22 protein-coding genes are annotated in these 26,782 nt (G+C 52.9%); 2 read left to right on the top strand and 20 right to left on the bottom strand.

Annotated elements, in window-relative coordinates; all coding sequences use genetic code 11:
* Positions 1 to 421: 421 nt before the first annotated feature.
* From C1725_RS04060 to C1725_RS03970, 17 genes are all read right to left on the bottom strand, one after another.
* Entirely contained in the window at positions 422 to 685 is a 264-nt protein-coding gene (locus C1725_RS04060) for a hypothetical protein (protein WP_102410395.1), read from the bottom strand.
* A 607-nt stretch (positions 686 to 1,292) separates the two neighbouring features.
* Entirely contained in the window at positions 1,293 to 1,625 is a 333-nt protein-coding gene (locus C1725_RS04055; RefSeq protein ID WP_102410394.1) for a hypothetical protein, read from the bottom strand.
* Between the two features lie 59 nt (positions 1,626 to 1,684).
* Complete coding sequence (locus C1725_RS04050; protein ID WP_102410393.1) at positions 1,685 to 2,668, bottom strand: ADP-ribosyltransferase-containing protein; 984 nt, start codon at positions 2,666 to 2,668, stop codon at positions 1,685 to 1,687.
* Between the two features lie 517 nt (positions 2,669 to 3,185).
* Positions 3,186 to 3,635: a hypothetical protein gene (locus C1725_RS04045; RefSeq protein ID WP_102410392.1), complete on the bottom strand. Its 450-nt coding sequence runs from the start codon at positions 3,633 to 3,635 to the stop codon at positions 3,186 to 3,188.
* Positions 3,636 to 4,286 carry a hypothetical protein gene (locus C1725_RS04040; RefSeq protein WP_346026323.1) on the bottom strand — a complete coding sequence of 217 codons (651 nt, stop codon included), beginning with the start codon at positions 4,284 to 4,286 and terminating at the stop codon, positions 3,636 to 3,638.
* Between the two features lie 294 nt (positions 4,287 to 4,580).
* Positions 4,581 to 5,519 (bottom strand): DDE-type integrase/transposase/recombinase, encoded by a 939-nt coding sequence (locus C1725_RS04030; RefSeq protein WP_102410390.1) that lies wholly within the window; start codon positions 5,517 to 5,519, stop codon positions 4,581 to 4,583.
* Positions 5,520 to 6,179: 660 nt separating this feature from the next.
* Positions 6,180 to 6,512 carry a hypothetical protein gene (locus C1725_RS04025; RefSeq protein WP_102410389.1) on the bottom strand — a complete coding sequence of 111 codons (333 nt, stop codon included), beginning with the start codon at positions 6,510 to 6,512 and terminating at the stop codon, positions 6,180 to 6,182.
* Between the two features lie 68 nt (positions 6,513 to 6,580).
* Positions 6,581 to 11,443 (bottom strand): ADP-ribosyltransferase-containing protein, encoded by a 4,863-nt coding sequence (locus C1725_RS04020; RefSeq protein WP_102410388.1) that lies wholly within the window; start codon positions 11,441 to 11,443, stop codon positions 6,581 to 6,583.
* A gap of 1,094 nt (positions 11,444 to 12,537) precedes the next feature.
* A complete protein-coding gene (locus C1725_RS04010) occupies positions 12,538 to 12,948 on the bottom strand; it encodes a hypothetical protein (protein ID WP_102410386.1) in 411 nt (136 codons plus the stop codon).
* Between the two features lie 2 nt (positions 12,949 to 12,950).
* Positions 12,951 to 13,694 (bottom strand): hypothetical protein, encoded by a 744-nt coding sequence (locus C1725_RS19155; RefSeq protein ID WP_346026322.1) that lies wholly within the window; start codon positions 13,692 to 13,694, stop codon positions 12,951 to 12,953.
* 72 nt (positions 13,695 to 13,766) lie between these two features.
* Positions 13,767 to 16,850: a hypothetical protein gene (locus tag C1725_RS19150; RefSeq protein ID WP_346026321.1), complete on the bottom strand. Its 3,084-nt coding sequence runs from the start codon at positions 16,848 to 16,850 to the stop codon at positions 13,767 to 13,769.
* A 147-nt stretch (positions 16,851 to 16,997) separates the two neighbouring features.
* Positions 16,998 to 17,840 (bottom strand): PBECR3 domain-containing polyvalent protein, encoded by an 843-nt coding sequence (locus C1725_RS03995; protein WP_346026320.1) that lies wholly within the window; start codon positions 17,838 to 17,840, stop codon positions 16,998 to 17,000.
* A complete protein-coding gene (locus C1725_RS03990; RefSeq protein WP_102410384.1) occupies positions 17,815 to 18,753 on the bottom strand; it encodes a DDE-type integrase/transposase/recombinase in 939 nt (312 codons plus the stop codon). Before C1725_RS03990 ends, C1725_RS03995 begins: the two co-directional genes overlap by 26 nt.
* A 110-nt stretch (positions 18,754 to 18,863) precedes the next feature.
* The gene (locus tag C1725_RS03985; protein WP_346026319.1) at positions 18,864 to 20,540 is read right to left on the bottom strand and encodes a MuF-C-terminal domain-containing protein; all 1,677 of its coding nucleotides are present in this window, start codon (positions 20,538 to 20,540) and stop codon (positions 18,864 to 18,866) included.
* Between the two features lie 491 nt (positions 20,541 to 21,031).
* Positions 21,032 to 21,334 (bottom strand): hypothetical protein, encoded by a 303-nt coding sequence (locus C1725_RS03980; RefSeq protein ID WP_102410382.1) that lies wholly within the window; start codon positions 21,332 to 21,334, stop codon positions 21,032 to 21,034.
* A 40-nt stretch (positions 21,335 to 21,374) separates the two neighbouring features.
* Entirely contained in the window at positions 21,375 to 21,674 is a 300-nt protein-coding gene (locus C1725_RS03975) for a hypothetical protein (protein WP_102410381.1), read from the bottom strand.
* Positions 21,671 to 22,504, bottom strand: coding sequence for a hypothetical protein (locus C1725_RS03970; protein WP_102410380.1), 834 nt, complete (start codon positions 22,502 to 22,504; stop codon positions 21,671 to 21,673). The genes C1725_RS03975 and C1725_RS03970 overlap by 4 nt, the downstream gene beginning before the upstream one ends.
* 160 nt (positions 22,505 to 22,664) lie before the next feature.
* Here C1725_RS03970 and C1725_RS03965 point away from each other — a divergent pair, with 160 nt between their 5' ends.
* Together C1725_RS03965 and C1725_RS03960 are read left to right on the top strand one after the other, a co-directional pair.
* On the top strand, positions 22,665 to 23,015 hold the full coding sequence (locus C1725_RS03965; RefSeq protein WP_102410379.1) for a helix-turn-helix domain-containing protein: 351 nt from the start codon (positions 22,665 to 22,667) through the stop codon (positions 23,013 to 23,015).
* Positions 23,012 to 23,854 carry an IS3 family transposase gene (locus C1725_RS03960; RefSeq protein ID WP_102410378.1) on the top strand — a complete coding sequence of 281 codons (843 nt, stop codon included), beginning with the start codon at positions 23,012 to 23,014 and terminating at the stop codon, positions 23,852 to 23,854. Before C1725_RS03965 ends, C1725_RS03960 begins: the two co-directional genes overlap by 4 nt.
* Positions 23,855 to 24,162: 308 nt before the next feature.
* On the opposite strand, the gene C1725_RS03955 is transcribed toward C1725_RS03960, so the two are convergent.
* The 3 genes from C1725_RS03955 to C1725_RS03945 are packed head-to-tail and all read right to left on the bottom strand — an operon-like array spanning position 24,163 to position 26,608.
* Positions 24,163 to 24,405, bottom strand: a complete 243-nt coding sequence (locus C1725_RS03955) for a hypothetical protein (protein WP_102410377.1) — start codon at positions 24,403 to 24,405, stop codon at positions 24,163 to 24,165.
* Positions 24,406 to 24,409: 4 nt separating this feature from the next.
* Complete coding sequence (locus tag C1725_RS03950) at positions 24,410 to 25,801, bottom strand: MuF-C-terminal domain-containing protein (RefSeq protein ID WP_102410376.1); 1,392 nt, start codon at positions 25,799 to 25,801, stop codon at positions 24,410 to 24,412.
* Positions 25,802 to 25,849: 48 nt separating this feature from the next.
* The gene (locus C1725_RS03945) at positions 25,850 to 26,608 is read right to left on the bottom strand and encodes a hypothetical protein (RefSeq protein WP_346026318.1); all 759 of its coding nucleotides are present in this window, start codon (positions 26,606 to 26,608) and stop codon (positions 25,850 to 25,852) included.
* Positions 26,609 to 26,782: the final 174 nt, after the last annotated feature.

Genomic DNA, 26,782 nt, shown 5'->3' with positions numbered 1-26,782 from the left:
TGCCCTCCCTGCGGTTCCCCTCCGCAACGTGCTGTACGAAAGCGGAGGTGGTATAGATGACAAACATCGAGTTACTCGCGTTTCTCATCTCTATCGCCGGTTTAATGCTCAGCGCTTACGCGCTCGGCAAATCGAACAGACGATAAATGAAAAACCGCCTTGCAGTCGCAACCTGCTGGCGGTTTTATGGCCCTAAAGGCATAGGCCGTTTCGGTGGAGCATCCACCTTGAAGGTTCTACACCCTTCCTGCCTACATTGTACAGCACGCCCGCGCCCCTCGTCAAGAGGGGCGCGGTTCTTTTGAGGAAGCAAGTGAAGCGCGTCACCGCCGTCCTTTTCAGGGTGGCGGCGACTTAGCCTATTTGATCTATCCGGTCATTCCTCGTCCATATTATTCTCCGGCTTCCAATTTAAGCAAAACTACATGTATTCCTCTACCAATGCATCGGAAGGAACCCACCCACGATATTTCGGAGGCCAATCGTCCACATTGAGCTCCGCCTTTTTCTTTTTGATAAAAGCCCTTGTTTCTGCATTCAACTCTGCATTTTCAATAAGTTCTCCCGTTTTAATTCGCCTCGGTGGTTGTAAAAGGTGCGTATATAATTCTTTGTTTAATTTTTTTATCTCTTCATCTAGTTCCTTCAACTCGTCATCAAACGGCTGTTCTTGGTATTTCTTCATAAATATGTTCCCTCCCAATATCTTTTATATGCGTTATTCTTACCGCCCATACTCCTTATTCATCTTCTGTAAATAGGATTGATATGCCTCCTTTGTTGCCGGGATAATTTGATCCGAATCCAAAACAATACCATGACGTCGGACCCTGTTTCTTCGTTCTATGCTGTCGGGATTCTCCCTTGACACGCGCCGGGGATAGCTGTTAAAATCGTTATGTAGGCAGGAAGGTCTTACAGGGTGGTTTCCCTCCGCAACGTGCTGTACAGAAGCGGAGGTGGTGCAGATGACAAACATCGAGTTACTCGCGTTTCTCATCTCTATCGCCGGTTTAATGCTTAGCGCTTACGCGCTCGGCAGATCGAACAGACGATAAATTAAAAACCGCCTTGCAGTCTCTACCTGCTGGCGGTTTTCTGGGAAATAACCATAAAGCCGTTTCGGTGGTGTTACCACCCTGAAGGTTGTGCCCTTCCTGCCTACATTGTACAGCACGCCCGCGCCCCTCGTCAAGAGGGGCGCGGTTCTTTTTTAGTTCATGAAAGGCGTGCGCCCGCCGCCCGGACTGAACGGCAGGGCCGCAATTTAACCGTTCGAGTATTTCTGCTATTTAGTTCTCTTCCCCGTACTTTTTAGCTCTCCGCTCTCGGCAAAACTGCATAAACTCCTCCACCAATTCATCGTTCGGAGTCCAGCCGCGATATTTCGGGGGCCAATCGTCAACGTTTAGCTCGGCTTTCTTCTTTTCAATAAAAGCTGTTGTTTCATCATCAAATTTCGGAGTAGGGAGAAGTTCTCCTGTTCCTATTCGTCTTGGTGGCTGTAAAAGGATTCTGTAGAGTTCCTTGTCCCATTCTTTTAATTCTTCAAGAAACTTTGCGGCATCCTCAGACTCAGGTTTCCAGTCTTCATCATATGGCGACCATCCTTCAGTTCCTTTCAAATTCTTCACCTCCACGCTTCGTCATACCAAATGCTCCATTATGTTTATTAATCATTCCATTAGCGTTGTTTATTAATCTTCTGCAGATAGGATTGATATGCCTCCTTTGTCGCCGGGATAATTTGATCCGAATCCAGGACAATGTATTGATCGTTTAGCCCTCTGTTTTCGATATCCCAATCCACATTCCGAACGATCATTCCATCAATATCTCCATACACTTCATAGGCATTAGAGATAATTTCTTGGACATTAGGAGGAAAGTCACGAAAAGTTTTAATCAAGATTTTTTGAAAATCTGGATTGCCAGCGTATTTATTCATCTTTTTGATTCGTCTTAATATGCCGTTCTGCATTTCAAAATTATTATAGATATCTCCTTGCGTAAACTCAACCGGTTTCGTCATGCGCAGGACAACCGGAATGACCGATACGTCTCCTCCTTTATTGTTGCTATTTTGCCCATAATCGTTCGCGACAAGCGGGCTGCTCGTGAAGTAGAAGCCGACCGCCGAATCGAAATTCTTGCCTGCTCCCTTTTGTTCGACGAACGCGCTGAACTTCGCCTTCGTTCCGTGATAGAGAATGATCGGATTTCCCGTTTCATCTACCGCTTTTGTATCCTTTACAAGATTTTGGAACGGTTCGCTGTCAAAGACGTCCTCCCCTATTAACTTGGAGACGTCCCCCTTATACAGAAGGTTGTCCCTGTCGTTTCCTTCAAGGCCAATGGTATATTCCACCTCATTATTCCGTAATCCTTTAAACCACTTGTCCACGAAGGAATATTGCGGATCGCCCTCACCGACGCCCAGTTTCAGCGCCCTATATGTGCCCTCTGTCTGCTTCAACGCCTTCTCATAGAGTTTCTGCGCGCGGCGAATCTCCGCATACTCCGGATTATTTCGCCGTTCACCAAGCCCATTCAGGAATTCGCGAATGTTATCCGCCGTGCGCTGGATGAAGTTTCTGTCCGTGCGCACCAGCCTGTCGATGCTCGCTTCGTCCGCATAGACAATACCCTTGCCCGTCCACGTTTTCAACCGGCTGCATATCTCCGCCGTTTGTCTGGACAAACAAGGGAGCGGCCGCCGTCTCCTTCGCGCCGCTTCCCGGCAGCGGCAGGGCATCCACCCACTCGGCAAAGGCCTGCGGGCCCTGCAACCGCGCCTGAATGAAGCTGTCCACAAACTGCCCGTCCATCTCCGGGTCATGGCGCAAGCCCTCCGGCGGCTGCGGGCCGTATTGCTCCGTCGTTTGCGTTTCTTTTTCCCCGTTGGCGGCGATGCCCGTTGCCTTAGCCTGTGCGTCCGCAGCAGCACGGCGATTCCATCCCGTACCCCGCGGATCGCCTCCGTCACTTGCTCCTTTTTGCTTTCCTACGTAGAATATAAAAAAAGGAACGGCGTCAAGGCAATTTCTGCCTTGACGCCGTTCCTTGACGTCTCATTTTGCTACAAACACTAAATCAACAAGGATTTATCTAGTGCTGAATTCTCAAAGATATCGGTTTTATCGCTTTATCTGAGCTATTGAAGAATATAATGCCAGCTTATACCTTTAAATATACTGACTTAAAACTTTTTCTTCCTCTGGCCGTAATTGCATCTCCGAATACCATTTAGAAGATTTATATTTTTCCATCCACGCAGTGTCTCCTTTCAACATATCATTCCATTTACTTTTTAATCCATGAGCAATAACGGTCAGACAGTTTATAATAAAATCGCCTGCTTTAGATACAAGAATTAAATCTTGTCTATCGTTACTATCATACTTTTCAGTAAAAAAACTTCCGCATGAAAGTATCTTCAGCTGACCGGCGTTGTCTCTATATACATAATATACATCAACCTCAAATCTATCTATTGATATTATCAACGCAAAGCGTTTATTTATCAATGCGGTACTTAATGAGCTTACTTTAACAGCCTTCATGTCGTATGTTTCCAATAAGTCTTTAAAATAAAGCGCCATGTTTTCATTAATTTCTGTCCAAACATTCTTCATTTATTCTTCCCCCTTTATCATGCGTTTGGAAGTCTTATCATAGTAATATCCATTTTCTATCAAATATGTATATTCTCTTCCAAACCCTTTCATTTTCTCTTCTCCTGTTGTCGTATCCAGCCAATAAAGTACATCATATTCCGGCTCAGTCGCCAGATAAATAGGATCGCCTCTTTCTATCACTTGGTCTAGCCATGGTTTATTATACTCATTCCAAAACTGTTCAGGGGTCTTATATAACTCGTCCGGCGTATTTAGCAAGTTAAATCCGCCTTCTCTGGGCCCAAAATCTAGAGTTTTGACGTTTCCCAGTTCCTTGAGTATGGACTCTGTATCCACCTTGAATGCGCCCAAAATGGTGGTTGTTTTACCTGGTTCTGCTTTTAGCTTTAATCCGGTAGAGGTTATATAATCGAGTTCCGTCTTGAATACAGCGCTTTCCCTGGTATGTTCTTCTGCTTCACCAATTTTATTTCCAGCAATACCGGTGCCATTTTCCAACAAATCTCCCGGCGCATCAATTGTTTCTTCTCCCATCTCTGCCGGGTCGGCGAACGTATTTTCGCCTTTATCCTCCTCCATTATATCACCGTCTGCGTCTGTTGTCTCCTGCAAATCACCCGCTTGTTCTGAAATATTTCCTTCCGCCATCCCCGTCTCTGCCTGCGTCTGCTTCCTGCGCGGGCAATGTCTCCGGCACGTTCATCTCCTGCGGGGGGTGCGCCTCCATCCCATCTGCCTGCTCGTCCGTCCGCCCGCTGTTCGCTTCCCGCTGCTCTTGCCCATACGTCTCTTCCGCTATCCTCGCACCCGACGCGCGTAGGCGGTTCTGCGCCGTCAGCTTTGCAGCGGGCGCAAGCAAAAAGGCCCGGCATCTCGGCAAAAGCTTGCCATGACGTCGGGCCCTGTTTCTTTGGTCTATGCTGTTGGGATTCTGTAGGTTTGTCAAACATCTTGGACAGTGAAAGCAAGGAGGAACTCCCTAGGCGAAACCCAATTGAGAGGGCGCATCGGTCTGTTGTTGGTGCGAGCTTGGTGGGCAGCTAGCTGCCCACCAAAGTCATCGAGCGAGAAGAAAGAGTGGGTATTGTAGAATAGCTTTTGGTCTTCTCTGTGACTGCGTTCAACCTTACCGTTGTGGCGAGGTGTGTATGGTTTTATGAGCTTATGCCGAATTCCCAGATCAGCAGCCGTTTTCTCAAACAGAGTTACCTGATTGCGTTTGCTGTTGGAAAAGCGGTTGGTGAATTCAAAGCCGTTGTCGGTCTGGACACACTCTACCCGGATACCCCGGCGGGCATACCACTTGAACAGCCTTTTGAGAAAGTCAGCGGAAGAATAGGTGGACTGCTCAGGGTAAGCGGCCAGGAAGCGCAGTCGGGTAAACTCATCCATGGCAGTGTACTGAAACAGGCGCAGCTCCGGGTCCGCGATACAGCGGCGGGGCACCACCTTCACATCCACCTGAACGCGCTGTCCAGGATAGGTCATCTGCTCATAAGGCTTGGGCCTATAAGCCGGCTTCTTCTCTACTTGTGGGAATAACCCTAGTTTCCGCATCACGCGGAAGAGGCTCTCCGGGCGGCGGGTATATCCCCGCCGACGTAAGCGGTGCCACAGTTCCACCATGCCTAGTTTGGGATCTCTGCGGCGCATATCCCGGATCAGCTTCAGCTCCGCTTCGGTATGCTGGTTGGGATGACTGTGGGGACGCCGGGACTGGCAGGTCAGGGAGGCCATGCTCCCATCCCAGCGAGCTTTCCATAAGTAGATATACGACCGGCTCTTGTTGTATTTCCGGCTGGCCCGGCTCACGCCGTATTTCTCCGCATACTTCATCAGGGATTGCCGATATGCCATGTCCTGTGTTATACTCTTGCTCATGAAGGATGTGGCCCCCTCTCGTATAGTTGTTGTCCGCAACTCCAACTATAACCGATGAGGCCATATCCTTCATCCTTTTTTTCTTCTACTGTCCAATATGTATTGTACTCCTACATTCTTTGGTCTATGCTGTTGGGATTCTCCCTTGACACGCGCGGGGGATAGCTGTTAAAATCGTTATGTAGGCAGGAAGGTCTTACAGGGTAAGTCGCCCCGCCTGCTACGCACGCGGGGTACGGCCCGGCAATTTTTCAAATTGCGCGGGCCTAGTCGGGCTTTGCCCTCCCTGCGGTTTCCCTCCGCAACGTGCTGTACAGAAGCGGAGGTGGTGCAGATGACAAACATCGAGTTACTCGCGTTTCTCATCTCTATCGCCGGTTTAATGCTCAGCGCTTACGCGCTCGGCAAATCGAACAGACGATAAATTAAAAACCGCCTTGCAGTCGCAACCTGCTGGCGGTTTTATGGCCCTATAAAGGCATAGGCCGTTTCGGTGGTGTTACCACCCTGAAGGTTGTGCCCTTCCTGCCTACATTGTACAGCACGCCCGCGCCCCTCGTCAAGAGGGGCGCGGTTCTTTTTTAGTTCATGAAAGGCGTGCGCCCGCCGCCCGGAATGAACGGCGGGGCCGCAATTTAACCGTTCGAGTATTTGTGCTATTTAGTTCTCTTCCCCGTACTTTTGCGCTCTCCATTCCTCGCTAAACTGCATAAACTCTTCCACTAGAGCATCGGAGGGAACCCATCCACGATATTTCGGGGGCCAATCGTCAACGTTTAGCTCAGCTTTCTTCTTTTCTATAAAAGCCACTGTTTCTTCACTTAAATTAGGGTTAGGGATAAGTTCTCCTGATAGGATTCGCCTCGGTGGTTGTAAAAGGATTCTGTAGAGTCGTCTATCTGATTCTTTTATTTCATCATCTTCATCAACCAAGTCTTCCAGATTATCGTCAATCGACTGTTTCTTATTTTTTTCCATATCTTTTTCACGCATTTTATCTACCTCCGTGTTTCAAATCAAAAATACATCAAACATTAACTTATATTGCGCTGCTTCTACATTTACTCCTTATTAATTTTCTGCAGATAAGATTGATATGCCTCCCTTGTTGCCGGAATAATTTGATCTGAATCCAAAACAATATATTGGTCGTTCAATCCTCTGTTTTCAATGTCCCAATCTACGTTCCGAACAATCATTCCATCGATATCTCCGTATGTAACGAAAGCATTATAGACAATGTCCTGAACTTTCTGAGGGTAACGACGGAATTGTTTGTTGAAATTATCCTGAAAGTTTGGCATACCTACATACTTTTTCATTTTTTTGATTTTACTTATAATTTCATTTTGCAATTCAAAATTATGATAAAGTTCATCTTGCGTAAACTCAACCGGTTTCGTCATGCGCAGAACAACCGGAATGACCGATACGTCTCCTCCTTTATTGTTGCTATTTTGCCCATAATCGTTCGCGACAAGCGGGCTGCTCGTGAAGTAGAAGCCGACCGCCGAATCGAAATTCTTGCCTGCCCCCTTTTGTTCGACGAACGCGCTGAACTTCGCCTTCGTTCCGTGATAGAGAATGATCGGATTTCCCGTTTCATCTACCGCTTTTGTATCCTTTACAAGATTTTGGAACGGTTCGCTGTCAAAGACGTCCTGCCCTATTAACTTGGAGACGTCCCCCTTGTACAGAAGGTTGTCCCTGTCGTTTCCTTCAAGGCCAATGGTATATTCCACCTCATTATTCCGTAATCCTTTAAACCACTTGTCCACGAAGGAATATTGCGGATCGCCCTCACCGACGCCCAGTTTCAGCGCCCTATATGTGCCCTCTGTCTGCTTCAACGCCTTCTCATAGAGTTTTTGCGCGCGGCGAATCTCCGCGTACTCCGGATTATTTCGCCGTTCACCAAGCCCATTCAGGAATTCGCGAATGTTATCCGCCGTGCGCTGGATGAAGTTTCTGTCCGTGCGCACCAGCCTGTCGATGCTCGCTTCGTCCGCATAGACAATATTCCGGGTCGCCTGCGCAACCAGCTCCGCCTTTGCGCCCGCGTCGTCCAATGTTACGCCGTGCTCCGCATACTCGGCCTTTTTGGCCTCCATTGCGCTCTGCAGCGCTGCTTCATCTCCCTTGTATTGCAGCTTCAGAACCATGTCGGCGTACTTGCCGTATTGCTTACTCCCCTCCATGTAGTGCGTCAGTTCGTGCATGGCGACCGACTTCACGATTTCGCTCTGTGAAAGCCCCTTAGATACGGTAATCACGTTGCGAACCGGGTCATAGTACCCCTCGCCTTCAAATTCGCCAAACTCTATCGGCACGCCCGTGCGCTGCGTGAAGTCCTTCAGGAACCTGGTGATTTCCGGGGAATTCGCAGCCTGTGCTTCTGCCTCCTTGCTCTTTTGGGCCGCTTCCTCTTGCTCTACGCCCGTTTCCTGCGTCACGGCCGCCTCCTGCACGGCCTCCAAGGTAGCCGCCGTGCCCTCGTCTATGCCGAGCGCTTCCACGTTCTTCTGCCACAGCTCGCGCAGGCCCGCCTGCTGCTCCTGCGGCAGCGCGGCAATTCCATCCTGTACCCCGCGGATCGATTCCTCCAGCTTTACCTTATCCTGCTGCGACGTCTTGTAATCCGCATCCGCCTGCTCCTTCCAGCCGTTTACCGCTCGCTGCTGCGCGATCACTTCCTGCTGCGCGCGTTCCAACTGCTGCTGCGCCGCCCTGTGATCCGCCTGCGCCTTTTGGTATGCCTTCAGGTTTTCCGGCGTCGGGTTTTCCTTCAGCGCCTTCTTCATCCTGAGCAGCCACTGCTCCTGCTTCTGTACGTTCGCCTCCGCAATGCTTCTTTTCCCTATCTTTTCCTTCAGCCCGTCTTGCGCCTTCCCCAGTTCCTCGCGTGATTTGGCGGCCTTTCCGCCCGCCGCCTTCGCCGCTATGTCCTCTGCCCGCGCGTCCTCCAACGCCTTCATCATGTATTCCGGCACTTCTTGTCCGTCCGCGATCGTATCCAGTATCTTTTCTGCGTTTTTCCGCGTCTTCTCGCTGGCGTCTTCGCTTTCCAGCACGGATATCGCCTCTGCCACGGCGCGCTGCTTGCTTCCCGCCGGCATCCAGGACTCCGCCGTGTCCCCCGCAGTCTTCGGCTTCGCCTCCTCAAAGGTGCGCGCGCTGTGTTCGTTTCCAGTGCCGCACACGCTCATGAGCGCCAGAATCATGCCGGAGATACCGCCCACCTTGCCGCCTTCCCACATGTCCTCTACGTCTATGACGCCGCCCTCTCCCGTCCACGGCATATCAGGATCGACGAGGCCCTTGTCCACCAGGCGGTGCAGCGGCGACCCTATCACCTCCTCACTCCCTTCGCCTATGAACGCCTTGAACACCGTTTCTATCTTTTCCCAGCCTCCCATGGCTTCCACCGCTTCGTCTATCCCCTTTGTGCCCCCATAGGGTGCGATCAGCGCGCCCAGGTCGTCCAGATGTTCCGTGAACGCCTCCACCCCCGCGTGTAAGATGCCCCCCATATATTGCTGGTCGTCGTCTCCTCCCGCCGCCGCGATCGACATTGCGCCCGATTTGTATCCACTCACCCAGAATTCGATGGTTTCAACGAATTTTCGCCCCAGTGTGAACACCTTCTGCGCCTGTGGTACGGTGTGCGCGAAGTTTGCCAACAGCCCGCCGACGAATCCGGCAATCTTGGAAAATCTGTAGTTTTGCGCTACGCTGTAGCTGATGTTTTCCACGTCCTGCACCCAGCCGGAGCGCTGGGAAACGTCCACATCCAGCATGTCAGACGCCTTGTCCGCTATTTCTTCCGTGGTGCACAACAAATTGTAAAACCAGTCATCCACGCGCATCTGCTCCTTGGAGCACGTGCCGCCCATCTGGTCCTTGTTGAACTGATAATACGTATCCGCGATAAATCGAACCGTGCTGCCCACCACATCTACCCGCGGCCGCACCATTCCTGAACCGACCGCCGATGGCAGCGCCGCAATGTCTGCCCCGGCCTCCATCTCTGCGTAGCTGCCTTCGTCGCCCACAATGCGTCTTTCGGCCATCGCCTGGAAGAACTGCTCGTCATAGCTGTCTTCGCTGTCTGGATCGTATGAAACAAAATGGTATCTGTCATTGAATTGCGCTTTTTTGAGCTCGTCATCCGTAAACGACCTTTTGAAATACTCCCAGAAACTGATCCCTTCCTCGCCGGACAGGTATTCCATGTTTTGCTGCATGGACTTGATGGGGTGAAAAATGATCCAATTGAGAACGCCTACGTCCGTCTGGGCATATTGCAGGCGATGTGCGTCCGTCACCTCTTCATCGCTTCCAAGATTCAGCTTCTTGCGCACCGCCTCATCCCCGCGTTTATACGCGTAGGCGATCATCTCCTCCTGAAGCCTTTTCTCGGCCGCGACCTCCTCCGGCCACTTTTTTTCAAAGCCCGCCGCGTCCATGGCCGCGTTGATCTCCTGCACGCGCGCCGTATCCCCGCTTTGCAGCGCAATTTCCCGATCGTAGAGCATTTTCAGCCAGCTGGAATCCGCCGTGCTGCGGTAAAACCGCGTTTCGCCGTCATGGGGCTGATGCGCCAGCACCACCGTACTTTGCAGGTTCAATTCCTTCTGCCGGCGCCCCAACTCCGTCTGCGCCGCGTATTTCGCGCTCTCCGGGTCGTCCTTCACCGCGTCCCACAGCTCTTCATCCTCGATGAACGCGCGGTAATCTCCCGCATCAAACTGCGCTTGCAGCGTCTCCCACTGCTCCTGTATGGACTGAACCAGCTCTTCCGCGACCGTCCATTTGCCCACGCCCCGCGCGCGGTCGCTCCGTAATTGCTTCTGGCTCTCTACGAGCTGTTCGCGCTCAGCACTCAGCGCCTCGTTCGGACCTTCTGCGAGCTCCCCATCGATCGCGGCGATCCGCTCGCGTATCTCCTTTAGCTGCGTGTCGATCCCCGCTACGTAATCTGTGTTTGCGCTCCACAAATCTATTTCTTCCGCCGCGTCGTCTGGCTCCGTTTCCTGCTCAGCCGCGGATACCCCGTCTTCGAGGGCTGGCGTCGCCTGCTGCAATGTCGCGCTCTCTTCAAGCGGCTGTTCCGCTGCCAGTTCGGGTGTCGGCTCCTCCGTGGATTCCGTCCGCGTGCCCTGTTCGGGTTCCGGCGTCGGGCCGGGCGTTGGGCCCGGCATGGGCTGAGGCCTCGGCTCTTCCGTCGGCTCTTCCGTCGGGCCGGGCGTCGGCTCAGGTGTCGGGCCGGGCGTCGGCTGAGGCATCGGCTCTTCCGTCAGCTCTTCCGTCAGCGCAGGTGTCGGGCCGTTTTCCTCCGTTTCCGCCTCCGCGTTCGCCCCTTCGACCCTGTCAAGCGCCGCCTCCACAAGCCCCACCTCGTCCGGCTCCTGCGCGGCATCCCCCTGCCCGTCCACGGTTTCAACCGGCTGCACATCTCCGCCGTTCGTCTGGGCAAACAGGGGAGCGGCCGCCGTCTCCTTCGCGCCGCTTCCCGGCGGCGGCAGGGTATCCACCCACGCGGCAAAGGCCTGCGGGCCCCGCAGCCGCGCCTGAATAAAGCTGTCCACAAACTGCCCGTCCATCTCCGGGTCGTGGCGCAAGCCCTCCGGCGGCTGCGGGCCGTATGGCTCCGTCGTTTGCGTTTCTTTTTCCCCGTTGGCGGCGATGCCCGCCGCCTTGGTAGATGTGCCGGTGCTTACCGCCTTTGCCTGCGCGTCCGCGGTTTCGGGGCGCTTGACCCCCTGGGCCGCCGCCTCCAGCGCGGCGTTCGTGTCTTCCTGCCCCGTCGTCGCCCGCGGCGCGTCCGGGCGCGCGCTCGTCTTATGCGCGCCCTTCGCCTTGTTTTCCGCCTGCCGTCTGCGCTTGAGCTCTTCTCCCCTGCGCTTCTTCTCTTCCTCCGTCATCCCGCGCTCTCCCCCTTTTTCCCTCGTGCTGTTAAACCCCGCCCCTGGTGTATGCCCTCCGCTCTTCCTTTCCGTTCCACGCCTCGCAGCACGTTCGCCGCTTACCGTCCAAACACACAATGCGAATATAAGTTCGCATAAGTTTATTATACTACATTTTTTCTGACGACGCGTCACGCAATTTTGCGAAAACCCATTGGACCATAAAGAAGTACCGCTGCCTTAGGTAAACTATCACAGCATTGACCAGCTCGATCATAAAACACCGCGCCAGTCTCCGCCCGTCTTTCAACTCCTTGTCCAAAATCCGCTTTACCTTCGGCACATCAGTGCCCGCTCGTGTGCTCCCGGTGCTTCCCCCAAACTCCTCGAACAGCAAAAGCCGCTGCTTCAAAATCACCTCGTCCTTTGTCTTCGGGGCCTGCGCTTCCAATACTCAACCCTTTCGTCCTCTATAAAATTAAAAAGGGCGACACCGAGGCAGAAATTGCCTTGGTGTAGCCCTTCTACGCTTCTTATTTGGAACCCAATTAGATGGTCTATCTGCTCCTTGACATGTACGGGAATTAACTGCTATGATGATGCCGTAGGCAGGAAGGTCTTACAGGGTAAGTCGCCCCGCCTGCTACGCACGTGGGGTACGGCCCGGCAATTTTTCAAATTGCGCGGGCCTAGTCGGGCTTTGCCCTCCCTGCGGTTTCCCTCCGCAACGCGCTGTACAGAAGCGGAGGTGGTGCAGATGACAAACATCGAGTTGCTCGCGTTTTTCATCTCTATCGCCGGTTTAATGCTTAGCGCTTACGCGCTCGGCAAATCGAACAGACGATAAATTAAAAACCGCCTTGCAGTTTGCCCCTGCTGGCGGTTTTCGTGGCTCTAAACCCTTAAGTCGTTCGGTGGTGTTACCACCCTGAAGGATGCACCCTTCCTGCCTACATTGTACAGCACGCCCGCGCCCTTCGTCAAGAGGGGCGCGGTTCTTTTGTTCACGAAGGCGCAACGGGTTCCCGCCGACTTTGTCAGCCGACGGACTGGATTCCTACCTTGGTGTCGCCTTCAATAGCTTTTTTCTCATGCTAAAGCGAATTCATCATCTAGTTCTTGGATAAAAAATCACTTACAGCTTTATCAAATATCTGTCGATGCTCTTCAACATATTTGTCAACAAGTTTATTGCTTTCCAAACAATATTGATAATTCAACAGATTAGTAATATTGTCTTCCATATAGCTAAGTAAAATTTTAATTCTTTTTAATCTTTTTATATTTGGATCTATTTTGTTTCGTACAAAGGCAATCCAATTTACACTAAATACCTGATTCGTATCAGTGTATCGAATTGTTATGTCGCTCTCATCTATACACGGCGGGAAAGCTACACATATTGATATGTTATCAGAAGTATAATTTATCATGTACTCATAGTTCGTTCGCCTAAACCCTATTTTCTCCAAAAAAGACCCTTGCTTAATAATTTCTTGTTTCTCTAAGTCCAAAATCGCCATCCTTATTCCTCCTCTTTTTTCACCATTTTCCCATTGACAAGTTCATAACCATGAGAACACAAATACTGATATTCTCTTCCATAACCTGTAATTTCTCCAGAGATAAGGTACATTGAGCTATTATTAATAGGTGTCGTCATTACAATATCGTCGCCTCTTTCTATTGCAGCATCAAGAAATGGTTTATTGTATTCCTGCCAAAATTGTTCGCCGGTAATGTAAAAATCATCTGGAACATTTAGTACATTGAAACCTCCCTTTTTTTCTCCGAAATCTGTATTTTTTTCGATATTAAGCTCCTCGATTATCCATTTTATATCAGTTTGATACCTGCCTAAAATAGTTGTGGTTTTATCAGGATTATTAGCAATTGGAATCCCTGAAGTTGGCAAGAATTTAATTACTACTTGCTCTTCATTCGGTTTCTCTATATCATTTTCGCTAGCGCTCTGATCTGTTATTTCTTCTTCTGCCGTCAAATCTGCGAACGTATTTTCGCCTTTATCCTCCTCCATTATATCACCGTCTGCGTCCGTTGTCTCCTGCAAATCACCCGTTTCTTCTGAAATATTCTGAGATTCCGTTTTTTCTGCTTCAACCTCCGCAGCCGCCTTCCGCGCCTCCTGCACGGCCTCCAAGGTAGCCGCCGTGCCCTCGTCTATGCCGAGCGCTTCCACGTTCTTCTGCCACAGCTCGCGCAGGCCCGCCTGCTGCTCCTGCGGCAGCGCGGCAATTCCATCCTGCACCCCGCGGATCGATTCCTCCAGCTTTACCTTATCCTGCTGCGACGTCTTGTAATCCGCATCCGCCTGCTCCTTCTAGCCGTTTACCGCTCGCTGCTGCGCGATCACCTCCTGCTGCGCGCGTTCCAACTGCTGCTGCGCCGCCCTGTGATCCGCCTGCGCCTTTTGGTATGCCTTCAGGTTTTCCGGCGTCGGGTTTTCCTTCAGCGCCTTCTTCATCCCGAGCAGCCACTGCTCCTGCTTCTGTACGTTCGCCTCCGCAATGCTTCTTTTCCCTATCTTTTCCTTCAGCCCGTCTTGCGCCTTCCCCAGTTCCTCGCGCGATTTGGCGGCCTTTCCGCCCGTCGCCTTCGCCGCTATGTCCTCTGTCCGCGCGTCCTCCAGCGCCTTCATCATGTATTCCGGCGCGTCCCCGTTTTCGGTCACCGAATCCAGCACCTTCGTCGCTATGTTCTGCGTCTTCTGGCTGCTGTTCTCGTCTCCTAGCGCCGCAGCGGCTTTTGCCGCTGATTCAATCGCCTTTGTATTTGGATTGCCGGTTTCAACATCCACGCCTCCCTGCGCCTGTATCTGCGCACGGCGCGCTGAAATGCCGCCAAGGCCGCCCAGAATCAGACCGCCGATGCCGCTGATTCTCGCCGCTTCATTCGAGCGCTCCGGGTCGAAGACGCCGTCCTTGCCGTACCACGGCTTGTCCGGGTCGTACAGGATCTTCTGCGCCAGCGCCTGCAGCGGATCCTCGATTCGCGATTCAACGCGCTCCCCTAAGAAGCTGTCGGCCATGCTTTCTACCCATTTCCACTTCTCTCCGCGCCCTTCGAAGTACTTCATCAAGCCCTGGGTGGCGCTGTCCGCGCTTCCCCAATATCGCCCGCCAAGGTCATCGATGCGCTCTACCGCGGCGCTAATGGATGCGCCGACCACGCCGTACCAAAATGCCTCTTCCTGCGTCGCCCCAGCCACAAGCGCCTCCTGCACGCAGCTCTTGTAACCGGTCATCCAAAATCCAACATCCTGCGTTACAAGGCGCACTGTCGTGAACAGCTTGCCTGCCTGCGGTATCGTATGGGCAAAGTTGGACACGAGCAAATTTGCGACTCCGCGGCTCAGCTCATAAATTCTAAGGTTCTGCGCCACCGTATAGGATACGCCCTCCGCCATTCCGACCCACTTGCTGCGCGCCGACACATCCACGTCCATAGAATCCATCACATCGGACGAAAAGTCTCTAACCATGCACATCACGTTGAAGAACCAGTCGTCCATCCGCATCTGTTCCCACGATTCTTCCGTACCCAGTCGATTCTTGTTCACCTGGTAATACATTTCGGTGATGACGAAGGGGAGGGCGTCCGCGATGCTGAGAACGCCCTGTATAGCTCCTCCGCTTACGGAAGGCACCACACTCAAAATGTCCTTTGCGTTTTTTGTCTGTGCGTAGCTTGCGCCATCACCTATAATTATTTGAACCGCCTGATTCAACCGATCTTCATAGCCCTCTTTTGATTTTTCCGTATAGCTGAACAGACCTCCAAAGATGCCATTTTTCCCAATCTCTTCAAACAGATTCACATCGCCGCTAAGAGAGAAAAAATCTGCGATCGCTTTTGGATCATGCCAAAGATTGAACATTGTAAAGTCCCCGTCGATTTGTGCCGCCCGCAGGTAGTCTTCGTCCGTCAGCTTTCGATCTGCCGCGTACCCGAGCTTTTGGCGCGTTACCTCGTCGCCCTGCTCCCGCTGATAGGCGATCATCTCCTCCTGAAGCCTTTTCTCGGCCGCGACCTCCTCCGGCCACTTTTTTTCAAAGCCCGCCGCGTCCATGGCCGCGTTGATCTCCTGCACGCGCGCCGTATCCCCGCTTTGCAGCGCAATTTCCCGATCGTAGAGCATTTTCAGCCAGCTGGAATCCGCCGTGCTGCGGTAAAACCGCGTTTCGTCGTCATGGGGCTGATGCGCCAGCACCACCGTACTTTGCAGGTTCAATTCCTTCTGCCGGCGCCCCAACTCCGTCTGCGCCGCGTATTTCGCGCTCTCCGGGTCGTCCTTCACCGCGTCCCACAGCTCTTCATCCTCGATAAACGCGCGGTAATCTCCCGCATCAAACTGCGCTTGCAGCGTCTCCCACTGCTCCTGTATGGACTGAACCAGCTCTTCCGCGACCGTCCATTTGCCCACGCCCCGCGCGCGGTCGCTCCTTAATTGCTTCTGGCTCTCTACGAGCTGTTCGCGCTCAGCGCTCAGCGCCTCGTTCGGACCTTCTGCGAGCTCCCCATCGATCGCGGCGATCCGCTCGCGTATCTCCTTTAGCTGCGTGTCGATCCCCGCTACGTAATCTGTGTTTGCGCTCCACAAATCTATTTCTTCCGCCGCGTCGTCTGGCTCCGTTTCCTGCTCAGCCGCGGATACCCCGTCTTCGAGGGCTGGCGTCGCCTGCTGCAATGTCGCGCTCTCTTCAAGCGGCTGTTCCGCTGCCAGTTCGGGTGTCGGCTCCTCCGTGGATTCCGTCTGCGTGCCCTGTTCGGGTTCCGGCGTCGGGCCGGGCGTTGGGCCCGGCATGGGCTGAGGCCTCGGCTCTTCCGTCGGCTCTTCCGTCGGGCCGGGCGTCGGCTCAGGTGTCGGGCCGGGCGTCGGCTGAGGCATCGGCTCTTCCGTCGGCTCTTCCGTCAGCGCAGGTGTCGGGCCGTTTTCCTCCGTTTCCGCCTCCGCGTTCGCCCCTTCGACCCTGTCAAGCGCCGCCTCCACGAGCCCCACCTCGTCCGGCTCCTGCGCGGCATCCCCCTGCCCGTCCACGGTTTCAACCGGCTGCACATCTCCGCCGTTCGTCTGGGCAAACAGGGGAGCGGCCGCCGTCTCCTTCGCGCCGCTTCCCGGCAGCGGCAGGGTATCCACCCACGCGGCAAAGGCCTGCGGGCCCCGCAGCCGCGCCTGAATAAAGCTGTCCACAAACTGCCCGTCCATCTCCGGGTCGTGGCGCAAGCCCTCCGGCAGCTGCGGGCCGTATTGCTCCGTCGTTTGCGTTTCTTTTTCCCCGTTGGCGGCGATGCCCGCCGCCTTAGCGGATGTGCCGGTGCTTACTGCCGCCGGGTCGGGGACGCTGGGCTGGCTCTTCTTCTGCCTTTCCTCCTCTGCCTTTGCCCGCGCGCCCTGCGCGGCCATCTGGTCATTGATCTTCTCTTGACTTTTTTAAAGAACTACGTTATACTAATTATGTCAGGAGAAGCATTTGCGTTTCGGACGTTGTGGCCAAGGCCTCGGCATGAGCCGTTTGCGTAACTGACGATGCTCTGTGCTTGCACAGGGCATTTATTTTTTGATATAAGCTGACAAGAGCCAAAGTTTTCGCCAAGCATTAGACCCGACAGCTTCTACCACATAGGCTACACCATCAATCTGCTTTGAGTACTGTATAAGCAAATCAGGTTTTGCATTTTTATCTACATAGGCAATAGTTGTTGTAGGTGTTCCATCATTTTCAACAAGAAGCTTTACATCATCATAATTATTTATGACGTATGTCGCTCTCGCTACGTCGTTTAAATCCGCCATACTTCTATCCTGCTGCCCGTCCGGCCCGTGTCTGCGTTCTACATGCTCAAAGAAGTTACGGTCCACCGCATGTACGTATCCCGACACATCTACACCGGTCAGCGACAGAATGTCCTTCGCCTCGTGTTCGCTCACCTCCGAAATTGTCAAACGCTTGAATTTTGCGTGCTTATCCTCCCTGTACATCTGTGCCATCTCCAGAATGCGGGGATCGACCGCGTTTTTGTAATTCCACATGCGTTCGATTTGCTCCGGCGTGTGCTTCTCGGTCGATTTGTCGATGTAGCTGCTGGGCAGCTTCTTCAACCCCTCTTCCGTTTTTTCCATCGGGGCTTCCGTCTCCGCGGCCTGCTCCATCAGGTTTTCTTCCCCGCCGGTTTCCGTCCGCGCTGTCGCATCGTTTCCATCCTGCGGATTGCCCGTTTCTTCGGGCATTTCTCTGTTTTCCAGGCTTCTGTCTTCCGTCAGCGCATTTGCACTTTCGTCCTCCGTTCCTCCCTCCGCGCCCTGCTCAACAGAAAATTGCTTCCCGGATGCATCTTTTCCGCCGTCCTGCGTAGACTGTGTAGGTTTGTCAAACATCTTGGACAGTGAAAGCAAGAAGGAACTCTCTAGGCGAAGCCCAAAGGAGAGGGCGCATCGGTCTGTTGTTGGTGCGAGCTTGGTGGGCAGCTAGCTGCCCACCAAAGTCATCGAGCGAGAAGAAAGAGTGGGTATTGTAGAATAGCTTTTGGTCTTCTCTGTGACTGCGTTCAACCTTACCGTTGTGGCGAGGTGTGTATGGTTTTATGAGCTTATGACGAATTCCCAGATCAGCAGCCGTTTTCTCAAACAGAGTTACCTGATTGCGTTTGCTGTTGGAAAAGCGGTTGGTGAATTCAAAGCCGTTGTCGGTCTGGACACACTCTACCCGGATACCCCGGCGGGCATACCACTTGAACAGCCTTTTGAGAAAGTCAGCGGAAGAATAAGTAGACTGCTCAGGGTAAGCGGCCAGGAAGCGCAGTCGGGTAAACTCATCCATGGCAGTGTACTGAAACAGGCGCAGCTCCGGGTCCGCGATACAGCGGCGGGGCACCACCTTCACATCCACCTGAACGCGCTGTCCAGGATAGGTCATCTGCTCATAAGGCTTGGGCCTATAAGCCGGCTTCTTCTCTACTTGTGGGAATAACCCTAGTTTCCGCATTACGCGGAAGAGGCTCTCCGGGCGGCGGGTATATCCCCGCCGACGTAAGCGGTGCCACAGTTCCACCATACCTAGTTTGGGATCTCTGCGGCGCATATCCCGGATCAGCTTCAGCTCTGCTTCGGTATGCTGGTTGGGATGACTGTGGGGACGTCGGGACTGGCAGGCCAGGGAGGCCATGCTCCCATCCCAGCGAGCTTTCCAGAAGTAGATATACGACCGGCTCTTGTTGTATTTCCGGCTGGCCCGGCTCACGCCGTATTTCACCGCATACTTCATCAGGGATTGCCGATATGCCATGTCCTGTGTTATACTCTTGCTCATGAAGGATGTGGCCCCCTCTCGTATAGTTGTTGTCCGCAACTCCAACTATAACCGATGAGGCCATATCCTTCATCCTTTTTTTCTTCTACTGTCCAATATGTATTGTACTCCTACACTTTTCCGCCGTCCTGCGTAGACTGGTTATTGACATCCGAAGATATTTGTGGTATCATACGGATGTAGCCGTTCTTAGGTATGGCACCGAGCGATTGGAGCTCGGCTTCCCAGCCGAAGGAGCGGCATTTTTTTGCGTCTACGTAGTAGATTTCATTGTCCGCTATGGCCTGCATAAACATGTTTTCCGCGTGGCTCTTGCCGTAGGCGCTCGCCGCGACGTGCGCATCCACGTACTCTCCGCCCAGGCGCCCCTTTGTATTCAGCTCAATCGGCACGACAATGCTGTTTCCTTTTGCATCCGGCAGCGACGTCATGACGATGATTCTTCCCGGCACGCTCTTCGACCCGATCACGGCCAGCGGCTGCTCCATCGCCTTGGGCAGTTGGCCCAGCTGCCTGATGGTCAGGCCGTGCTGGTTCTTGCCGTCGACGCGCCCTTCCTTGCCCATGACGAGCTTCAGCTTATCGGGCGACATGAGAATCGGCAGCTCCTTCACGCCGAGGACGCGCAGCACTTCGTTTGTATTTGAAATGTAAACCTGATCGTAACGCGGGAACGTGCCCTTCTGCACCTCGTCGATCTGCTGGTAAAAGCTCTTCTCGATCGTATACTGAATTTCGGGCAGGTTCCCGTCTGCTCCCTCGCCGCCGGCGAGGGTTTTCTTTTCGTTCAGCGTGTTTTCAAACAGCTTCTGCGCCTTGCGGATGTCCGCGTACTGCGGGTCGTTCCTGTCCACGCCGAGGCCCTTCACGAAGTCCTTGATTCCGTCGTAGATTCGCTGCGCCGCGTTCCGGTCCGTCCGCACCAGCCGGTCCACCGCCGCGCTGTCCGCGTAGATTACCTCCCGCGTCGCCTGCGCCACCAGCTCCCGCCTCGCGCCGTCCTCGTCCAGCTCGATCCCCGCGCGCGCATACGCTTCCGTCGTCTGCGCTATCGCCTCCGAAAGCGCCGCCTCGTCCGAACCGTACCGGCTTTCCAGCACGAACGCCGCGTACTCGTCGTAGCCCGCCGTCCCTTCCAGGTGGTGCGTCAATTCGTGCACGCTCACCGCCTTCACCGCCGACGCGCCGTCCAGCTTGCTGGAAAGCACCATGCGCCCGTTCTCACGGTCGTAGTACCCTTCGATCCCCGGCCCCAGCTTCTCAAACGTCACCTCCACGCCCGTGCGCCGCGTGAAGTCCCCGATGTACCGCTTCACCTTCCGGTCTTTCGTGTCGAGCCCCTCGTACGCCGCCGCCACGCCGCCCGCGCGCGCTGCCGCCTGCATCTGGATCGTTTCCATCGACAGCACGTTGTTCGCGACCGCCTGTGACAGGCTCTGCCTGCGCAGCTCGTTCATTCCCTGCTGCATCAGATCGTTGAGCTGCGTCTGCGCCTCTTGCGCCAGGCCCCGGTGCTCCTGCTCCTGCGCCCGCAGTCCATCCGCTTTCCCCTGCGCCTCGTCCCGCGCCTCCGCTTCCTTCTGAATCTTTTCGCCCAGCGCTTTCGAATCGCCCTCGCCGCTCAGAAGCTGCTCCGTCGCCTCCTGTACCTGCCGGTCGTGCTGCGCCGCCGTGCTTTCGTACTCCGCCGCCTGCGCCGCCAGCTTGTCCGCCGTCTCCGTCTCCTGCTTGTTCGTCTTCTGCGCAGACAGCACTTCCTCTGTCACCAGGCGCTGCAACGGAAGCAAACAAAAAAGCCCGGCATCTCGGCAAAAGCTTGCCTTGACGTCGGGCCCTGTTTCTTCGTTCTATGCTGCTGGGATTTTCCTTGACACGCGCAGTGGATGCCTGTTAAAATCGTTATGTAGGCAGGAAGGTCTTACAGGGTGGTTCCCCTCCGCAACGTGCTGTACAGAAGCGGAGGTGGTATAGATGACAAACATCGAGTTACTCGCGTTTCTCATCTCTATCGCCGGTTTAATGCTCAGCGCTTACGCGCTCGGCAAATCGAACAGACGATAAATTAAAAACCGCCTTGCAGTTTGCGCCTGCTGGCGGTTTTCGTGGCTCTAAACCCTTAAGCCGTTCGGTGGTGTTACCACCCTGAAGGTTGCACCCTTCCTGCCTACATTGTACAGCACACCCGCGCCCCTCGTCAAGAGGGGCGCGGTTCTTTTGTTCATGAAGGTGCAGCGGGTTGCCGCCGCCATCTTCGGGGCGGCGAGAACCTCCTTTGCCTTCAATCTTCCTTTTTGATAATCACGTCGGGATATTTAACGACGTCGTTGGGGTCATACTGGTCTTTCTTGAGCGACTCCCTATAATGTTCTACAGCAGGTTCTCCTTTGCCTAAGACTTCAAACATTCCGGCAGGGAACATATAGTATTCTTCCGATTCATCGCAGATTGCATACCATTTTGGATGTCTAACCATCGCGTTGTACTCTTTACCTTTTATCAGCGATACCTTGTAGTAATCTCCGATATATCGAACGCGCAGCCATTCATAATCCTCAAGTCTCTTTTTTTGTTTCTTTTCCATAAAACTATTCCTCCGAAATTAGAATTGATTTCACCGACAATTAAACTTCACCATGCTTTAATGTATTCCTGAGTTTCTCAATTTTGTTTTTTAACTTCTCTTCGTCGAGACAAAAAGTCTCAGCCTCCCTGATTGCCGGGCACTTCTCGTACAAGTCACAAGCATAATTCATATCGGAAAGAATATCGTATTGATCTCGCGGCAGCTCTTTATATAACTCATCGTTAAAATCAAAAAACATATCCATAAATAGTTCTGAAAACGCTTCACTCTCTTTCGCATCGTTTTTTTTGTGTAAAAACTCGTCTACAATATTAATAATATTCTTGTATGCGTTCATTTAACTTCCTCCCAAGTATCTTTAATTTTTGCTTTCCCTATTACCGTTGTAATTATCCCGTCTTCAGTTATATGTATAGATATTTCATTCTTATACATAACATAGCCACCATATTCAGGATCCCAATACTTAGTTCCTGTCTGTAATGTATCAATTACATCCTGTAGAGAATCAAATTTCCCTTGTTTCATCCTCCCTAGTATTCTATTCAAACTATGTTCTGTTGGTTTATAACCTAACGGTATGATCTGTTCATATACATTTTGTAACTTATTTTGATATGTTTCAGAATAATTTCCTTTGAGTACAACTGCTTTTGGCAGCACATCATTTGATTCATCGGTGCCTCCCGAAACGTCGGAGGCTCCAGCTTCCATATTCACGAACGTATTTTCGCCTTTATCCACCTCCATTATATCACCGTTTGCGTCCGTTGTCTCCTGCAAATTGCCCGCCTCGTCCATGGTTTCCGGAACGCCATTTTCATCCTCCGCGCCCTGCTCAACAGAAAATTGCTTCCCGGATGCATCTTTTCCGCCGTCCTGCGTAGACTGGTTATTGACATCCGAAGATATTTGTGGTACCATACGGATGTAGCTGTTCTTAGGTATGGCCCCGAGCGATTGGAGCTCGGCATCCCAGCCGAAGGAGCGGCATTTTTTTGCGTCTACCAGGAAGGTCTTACAGGGTAAGTCGCCCCGCCTGCTACGCACGCCGGGTACGGCCCGGCAATTTTTCAAATTGCGCGGGCCTAGTCGGGCTTTGCTCTCCCTGCGGTTTCCCTCCGCAACGTCCTGTACAGAAGCGGAGATGGTATAGATGACAAACATCGAGTTACTCGCGTTTCTCATCTCTATCGCCGGTTTAATGCTCAGCGCTTACGCGCTCGGCAAATCGAACAGACGATAAATTAAAAACCGCCTTGCAGTTTTGAACTGCACCCCCAATGTTAGACAGTATGGTATACTGAAAACGTTGGGGGTGCTTTTTATGCCCAAAGGGAAACCAAACAAGCGATACACGCCAGAGTTTAAGACGATAGTGGTAGAAACAATGCAACAGGAAAGGTTGAGTTACAAGGAAGCAGCGCGACAATTCGAGGTTGGAGACGACAAGCGGGTCGCGGCGTGGGAGCGTATTTACCTAACAGAAGGTCCGGAAGGCTTTTGCGTGGAGCGTCGTGGACGCGGGAGTAAGGGACGCCCACCAAGGCTACCTGAAAAAACAGAAGAAGACTTGCTTGCAGAAGTGCAGCGGCTACGAGCGGAGAATGCGTACCTAAAAAACTTGCAAGCCTTGGTTTTGGAAGACGAGCGACGCCAGCACAAAAAACACTGGTGATTCAAAAACTGAGGCAAGATTTTCGGCTGGATCTGCTCCTTTCCATCGCTCAACTCCCGCGTGCCACTTACTATTACCACATAAAGCGACAGGCCGCGCCAGACAAATACGAATTGGAAAAAGAGTTGATATCGGCCATCTATCATGAGCACAGAGGTCGCTACGGCTACCGCCGTATCACAGACGAATTGCGTGACAAAGGTTTTGTCCTCAACCACAAGACGGTACAGCGACTGATGCGTGACCTGAAACTCATTTGCCGCGTCCGGATGAAAAAATATCATTCCTACAAAGGAGAAATTGGCAAAATCGCTCCAAATCTGCTGGAGCGCAAATTTGAAGCAGAGAAGCCGAATCAAAAGTGGGTGACCGATGTCACAGAGTTCAGTCTCTTGGGGCAAAAACTCTACCTGTCGCCAATCCTCGACCTGTGCAGCCGGGATATCGTCAGCTACACCATTTCGGACAGGCCAGCGCTGTCTATGGTGACAACTATGCTGAACAATGCCTTTGCAAAAATTCCGGATGGAACAAATCTTATCCTACATTCCGACCAAGGCTGGCAGTATCAGCACAAGCAGTACCAAAGAATGCTCAAAGAAAAAGGAATTTATCAGAGCATGAGTCGCAAAGGCAACTGTTTGGACAACGCGGTGATTGAAAGCTTCTTTGGCCTGCTCAAGAGTGAGCTGCTGTATTTGCAGACGTTTCATTCCATGGAACATTTTAAGAATGAACTGACTGACTATCTTGATTACTACAACAACCGTCGTCGCAAGGCAAAGACAATGGGCTTGCCACCTGCGATGCACAGACAGCAAGCCCTTGCGGCTGCTTAATTAAACTATTTGTCTAACTTTTGGGGGTCACTTCATTTGCCCCTGCTGGCGGTTTTATGGTCCTAGTGCTATAGGCCGTTCGGTGGTGTTACCACCCTGAAGGTTGCACCCTTCCTGCCTACATTGTACAGCACGCCCGCGCCCCTCGTCAAGAGGGGCGCGGTTCTTTTGTAGTAGAAGGTGAAGCAGTTTCCTGCCGACCTTTCTAGGTCGGCAGACTGGGTTACATACGCGGGGTACGGCCCGGCAATTTTTCAAATTGCGCGGGCCTAGTCGGGCTTCACACTCCCTGCGGTTTCTCTTTAGTTTTAAATGCTATTGTAAATTTCCACAGGCCAGTTCAATTTATCAATTTCTTCTTGAGTCGGGTCTTCTACCGGACCAATTTCAAGTTTAAACCTAGAATAATTTTTCATCTCAAGTGCATCTATAGGATCTGTCCATTCTGCCATGCATTCGTCACAGATAATAAAAATTTTTCCAGTCTCTTTCTCTTTAAGAAGTTCTAGCACACCCTGCTTACATAATTTACAAGCCCCAAGATTATACATATATTTACTTTCTATCCTTTCTTTTATAGTCTCCGAATGAAGGAAATGCAGATACAATATTTTCTGTATCTTTTTTCACAATAATTGTAACGTAATTCATCGCTCTTCCAGTATTTGTATATCCGCTTTCATAGCCAGCATTATAAAGAGGAATGTTATAGATCATACAGGTATCTTCATCAAAAGTGGCTGTTCCAGTGTGACGACGCTTCCATGCTTCGTTTACAATTTTCTCAGCATCCCCATTAAACACCCCATGACTTTCTTTGTTATTATTAGGTTGCATATGAAGATTAATATGATCCCTTCGGGTTTGCCCCTTACGGCTAACAATCTTATCCCAGTTCAAGTCACCTAGACCATCTTTGGCGTTTGCCCCTACATCGAACGTACTTTCGCCTTTATCCTCCTCCATTATATCACCGTTTGCGTCCGTTGTCTCCTGCAAATTGCCCGCCTCGTCCATGGTTTCCGGAACGCCATTTTCATCCTCCGCGCCCTGCTCAACAGAAAATTGCTTCCCGGATGCATCTTTTCCGCCGTCCTGCGTAGACTGGTTATTGACATCCGAAGATATTTGTGGTATCATACGGATGTAGCCGTTCTTAGGTATGGCCCCGAGCGATTGCAGCTCGGCATCCCAGCCGAAGGAGCGGCATTTTTTTGCGTCCACGTAGTAGATTTCATTGTCCGCTATGGCCTGCATAAACATGTTTTCCGCGTGGCTCTTGCCGTAGGCGCTCGTCGCGACGTGCGCATCCACGTACTCTCCGCCCAGGTGTCCCTTTGTATTCAGCTCAATCGGCACGACAATGCTGTTTCCTTTTGCATCCGGCAGCGACGTCATGACGACGATTCTTCCCGGCACGCTCTTCGACCCGATCACGGCCAGCGGCTGCTCCATCGCCTTGGGCAGTTGGCCCAGCTGCCTGATGGTCAGGCCGTGCTGGTTCTTGCCGTCGACGCGCCCTTCCTTGCCCATGACGAGCTTCAGCTTATCGGGCGACATGAGAATCGGCAGCTCCTTCACGCCGAGGACGCGCAGCACTTCGTTTGTATTTGAAATGTAAACCTGATCGTAACGCGGGAACGTGCCCTTCTGCACCTCGTCGATCTGCTGGTAAAAGCTCTTCTCGATCGTATACTGAATTTCGGGCAGGTTCCCGTCTGCTCCCTCGCCGCCGGCGAGGGTTTTCTTTTCGTTCAGCGTGTTTTCAAACAGCTTCTGCGCCTTGCGGATGTCCGCGTACTGCGGGTCGTTCCTGTCCACGCCGAGGCCCTTCACGAAGTCCTTGATTCCGTCGTAGATTCGCTGCGCCGCGTTCCGGTCCGTCCGCACCAGCCGGTCCACCGCCGCGCTGTCCGCGTAGATTACCTCCCGCGTCGCCTGCGCCACCAGCTCCCGCCTCGCGCCGTCCTCGTCCAGCTCGATCCCCAGCCGCGCCTACGCTTCCGCCGTCTGCGCTATCGCCTCCGCAAGCGCCGCCTCGTCCGAACCGTACCGGCTTTCCAGCACGAACGCCGCGTACTCGTCGTAGCCCGCCGTCCCTTCCAGGTGGTGCGTCAATTCGTGCACGCTCACCGCCTTCACCGCCGACGCGCCGTCCAGCTTGCTGGAAAGCACCATGCGCCCGTTCTCACGGTCGTAGTACCCTTCGATCCCCGGCCCCAGCTTCTCAAACGTCACCTCCACGCCCGTGCGCCGCGTGAAGTCCCCGATGTACCGCTTCACCTTCCGGTCCTTCGTGTCGAGCCCCTCGTACGCCGCCGCCACGCCGCCCGCGCGCGCTGCCGCCTGCATCTGGATCGTTTCCATCGACAGCACGTTGTTCGCGACCGCCTGCGACAGGCTCTGCCTGCGCAGCTCGTTCATTCCCTGCTGCATCAGATCGTTGAGCTGCGTCTGCGCCTCTTGCGCCAGGCCCCGGTGCTCCTGCTCCTGCGCCCGCAGTCCATCCGCTTTCCCCTGCGCCTCGTCCCGCGCCTCCGCTTCCTTCTGAATCTTTTCGCCCAGCGCTTTCGAATCGCCCTCGCCGCTCAGAAGCTGCTCCGTCGCCTCCTGTACCTGCCGGTCGTGCTGCGCCGCCGTGCTTTCGTACTCCGCCGCCTGCGCCGCCAGCTTGTCCGCCGTCTCCGTCTCCTGCTTGTTCGTCTTCTGCGCAGACAGCACTTCCTCTGTCACCAGGCGCTGCAACGGGCGCAAACAAAAAAGGCCCGCATCTCGGCAAAAGCTTGCCTTGACGTCGGGCCCTGTTTCTTCGTTCTATGCTGTTGGGTTTCTCGCTTGACACGCGCGGGGGATAGCTGCTAAAATCGTTATGTAGGCAGGAAGGTCTTACAGGGTGGTTTCCCTCCGCAACGTGCTGTACAGAAGCGG

Source organism: Beduinella massiliensis (genome assembly GCF_900199405.1).
Lineage (GTDB): Bacteria > Bacillota > Clostridia > Christensenellales > Aristaeellaceae > Beduinella > Beduinella massiliensis.
Note: the sequence above shows the minus strand (reverse complement) of the source record. Positions and strands in the feature narration are given on the sequence as shown.

What these genes read in the sequence shown, in the direction of transcription:
- C1725_RS04060 (WP_102410395.1), bottom strand. Translation starts at nt 685, where the DNA reads ATGAAGAAATACCAAGAACAGCCGTTTGATGACGAGTTGAAGGAACTA.
- C1725_RS04045 (WP_102410392.1), bottom strand. Translation starts at nt 3,635, where the DNA reads ATGAAGAATGTTTGGACAGAAATTAATGAAAACATGGCGCTTTATTTT.
- C1725_RS04040 (WP_346026323.1), bottom strand. Translation starts at nt 4,286, where the DNA reads ATGGCGGAAGGAAATATTTCAGAACAAGCGGGTGATTTGCAGGAGACA.
- C1725_RS04030 (WP_102410390.1), bottom strand. Translation starts at nt 5,519, where the DNA reads ATGAGCAAGAGTATAACACAGGACATGGCATATCGGCAATCCCTGATG.
- C1725_RS04025 (WP_102410389.1), bottom strand. Translation starts at nt 6,512, where the DNA reads ATGCGTGAAAAAGATATGGAAAAAAATAAGAAACAGTCGATTGACGAT.
- C1725_RS04020 (WP_102410388.1), bottom strand. Translation starts at nt 11,443, where the DNA reads ATGACGGAGGAAGAGAAGAAGCGCAGGGGAGAAGAGCTCAAGCGCAGA.
- C1725_RS04010 (WP_102410386.1), bottom strand. Translation starts at nt 12,948, where the DNA reads ATGGCGATTTTGGACTTAGAGAAACAAGAAATTATTAAGCAAGGGTCT.
- C1725_RS19150 (WP_346026321.1), bottom strand. Translation starts at nt 16,850, where the DNA reads ATGGCCGCGCAGGGCGCGCGGGCAAAGGCAGAGGAGGAAAGGCAGAAG.
- C1725_RS03990 (WP_102410384.1), bottom strand. Translation starts at nt 18,753, where the DNA reads ATGAGCAAGAGTATAACACAGGACATGGCATATCGGCAATCCCTGATG.
- C1725_RS03980 (WP_102410382.1), bottom strand. Translation starts at nt 21,334, where the DNA reads ATGGAAAAGAAACAAAAAAAGAGACTTGAGGATTATGAATGGCTGCGC.
- C1725_RS03975 (WP_102410381.1), bottom strand. Translation starts at nt 21,674, where the DNA reads ATGAACGCATACAAGAATATTATTAATATTGTAGACGAGTTTTTACAC.
- C1725_RS03970 (WP_102410380.1), bottom strand. Translation starts at nt 22,504, where the DNA reads ATGTTTGTCATCTATACCATCTCCGCTTCTGTACAGGACGTTGCGGAG.
- C1725_RS03965 (WP_102410379.1), top strand. Translation starts at nt 22,665, where the DNA reads ATGCCCAAAGGGAAACCAAACAAGCGATACACGCCAGAGTTTAAGACG.
- C1725_RS03955 (WP_102410377.1), bottom strand. Translation starts at nt 24,405, where the DNA reads ATGTATAATCTTGGGGCTTGTAAATTATGTAAGCAGGGTGTGCTAGAA.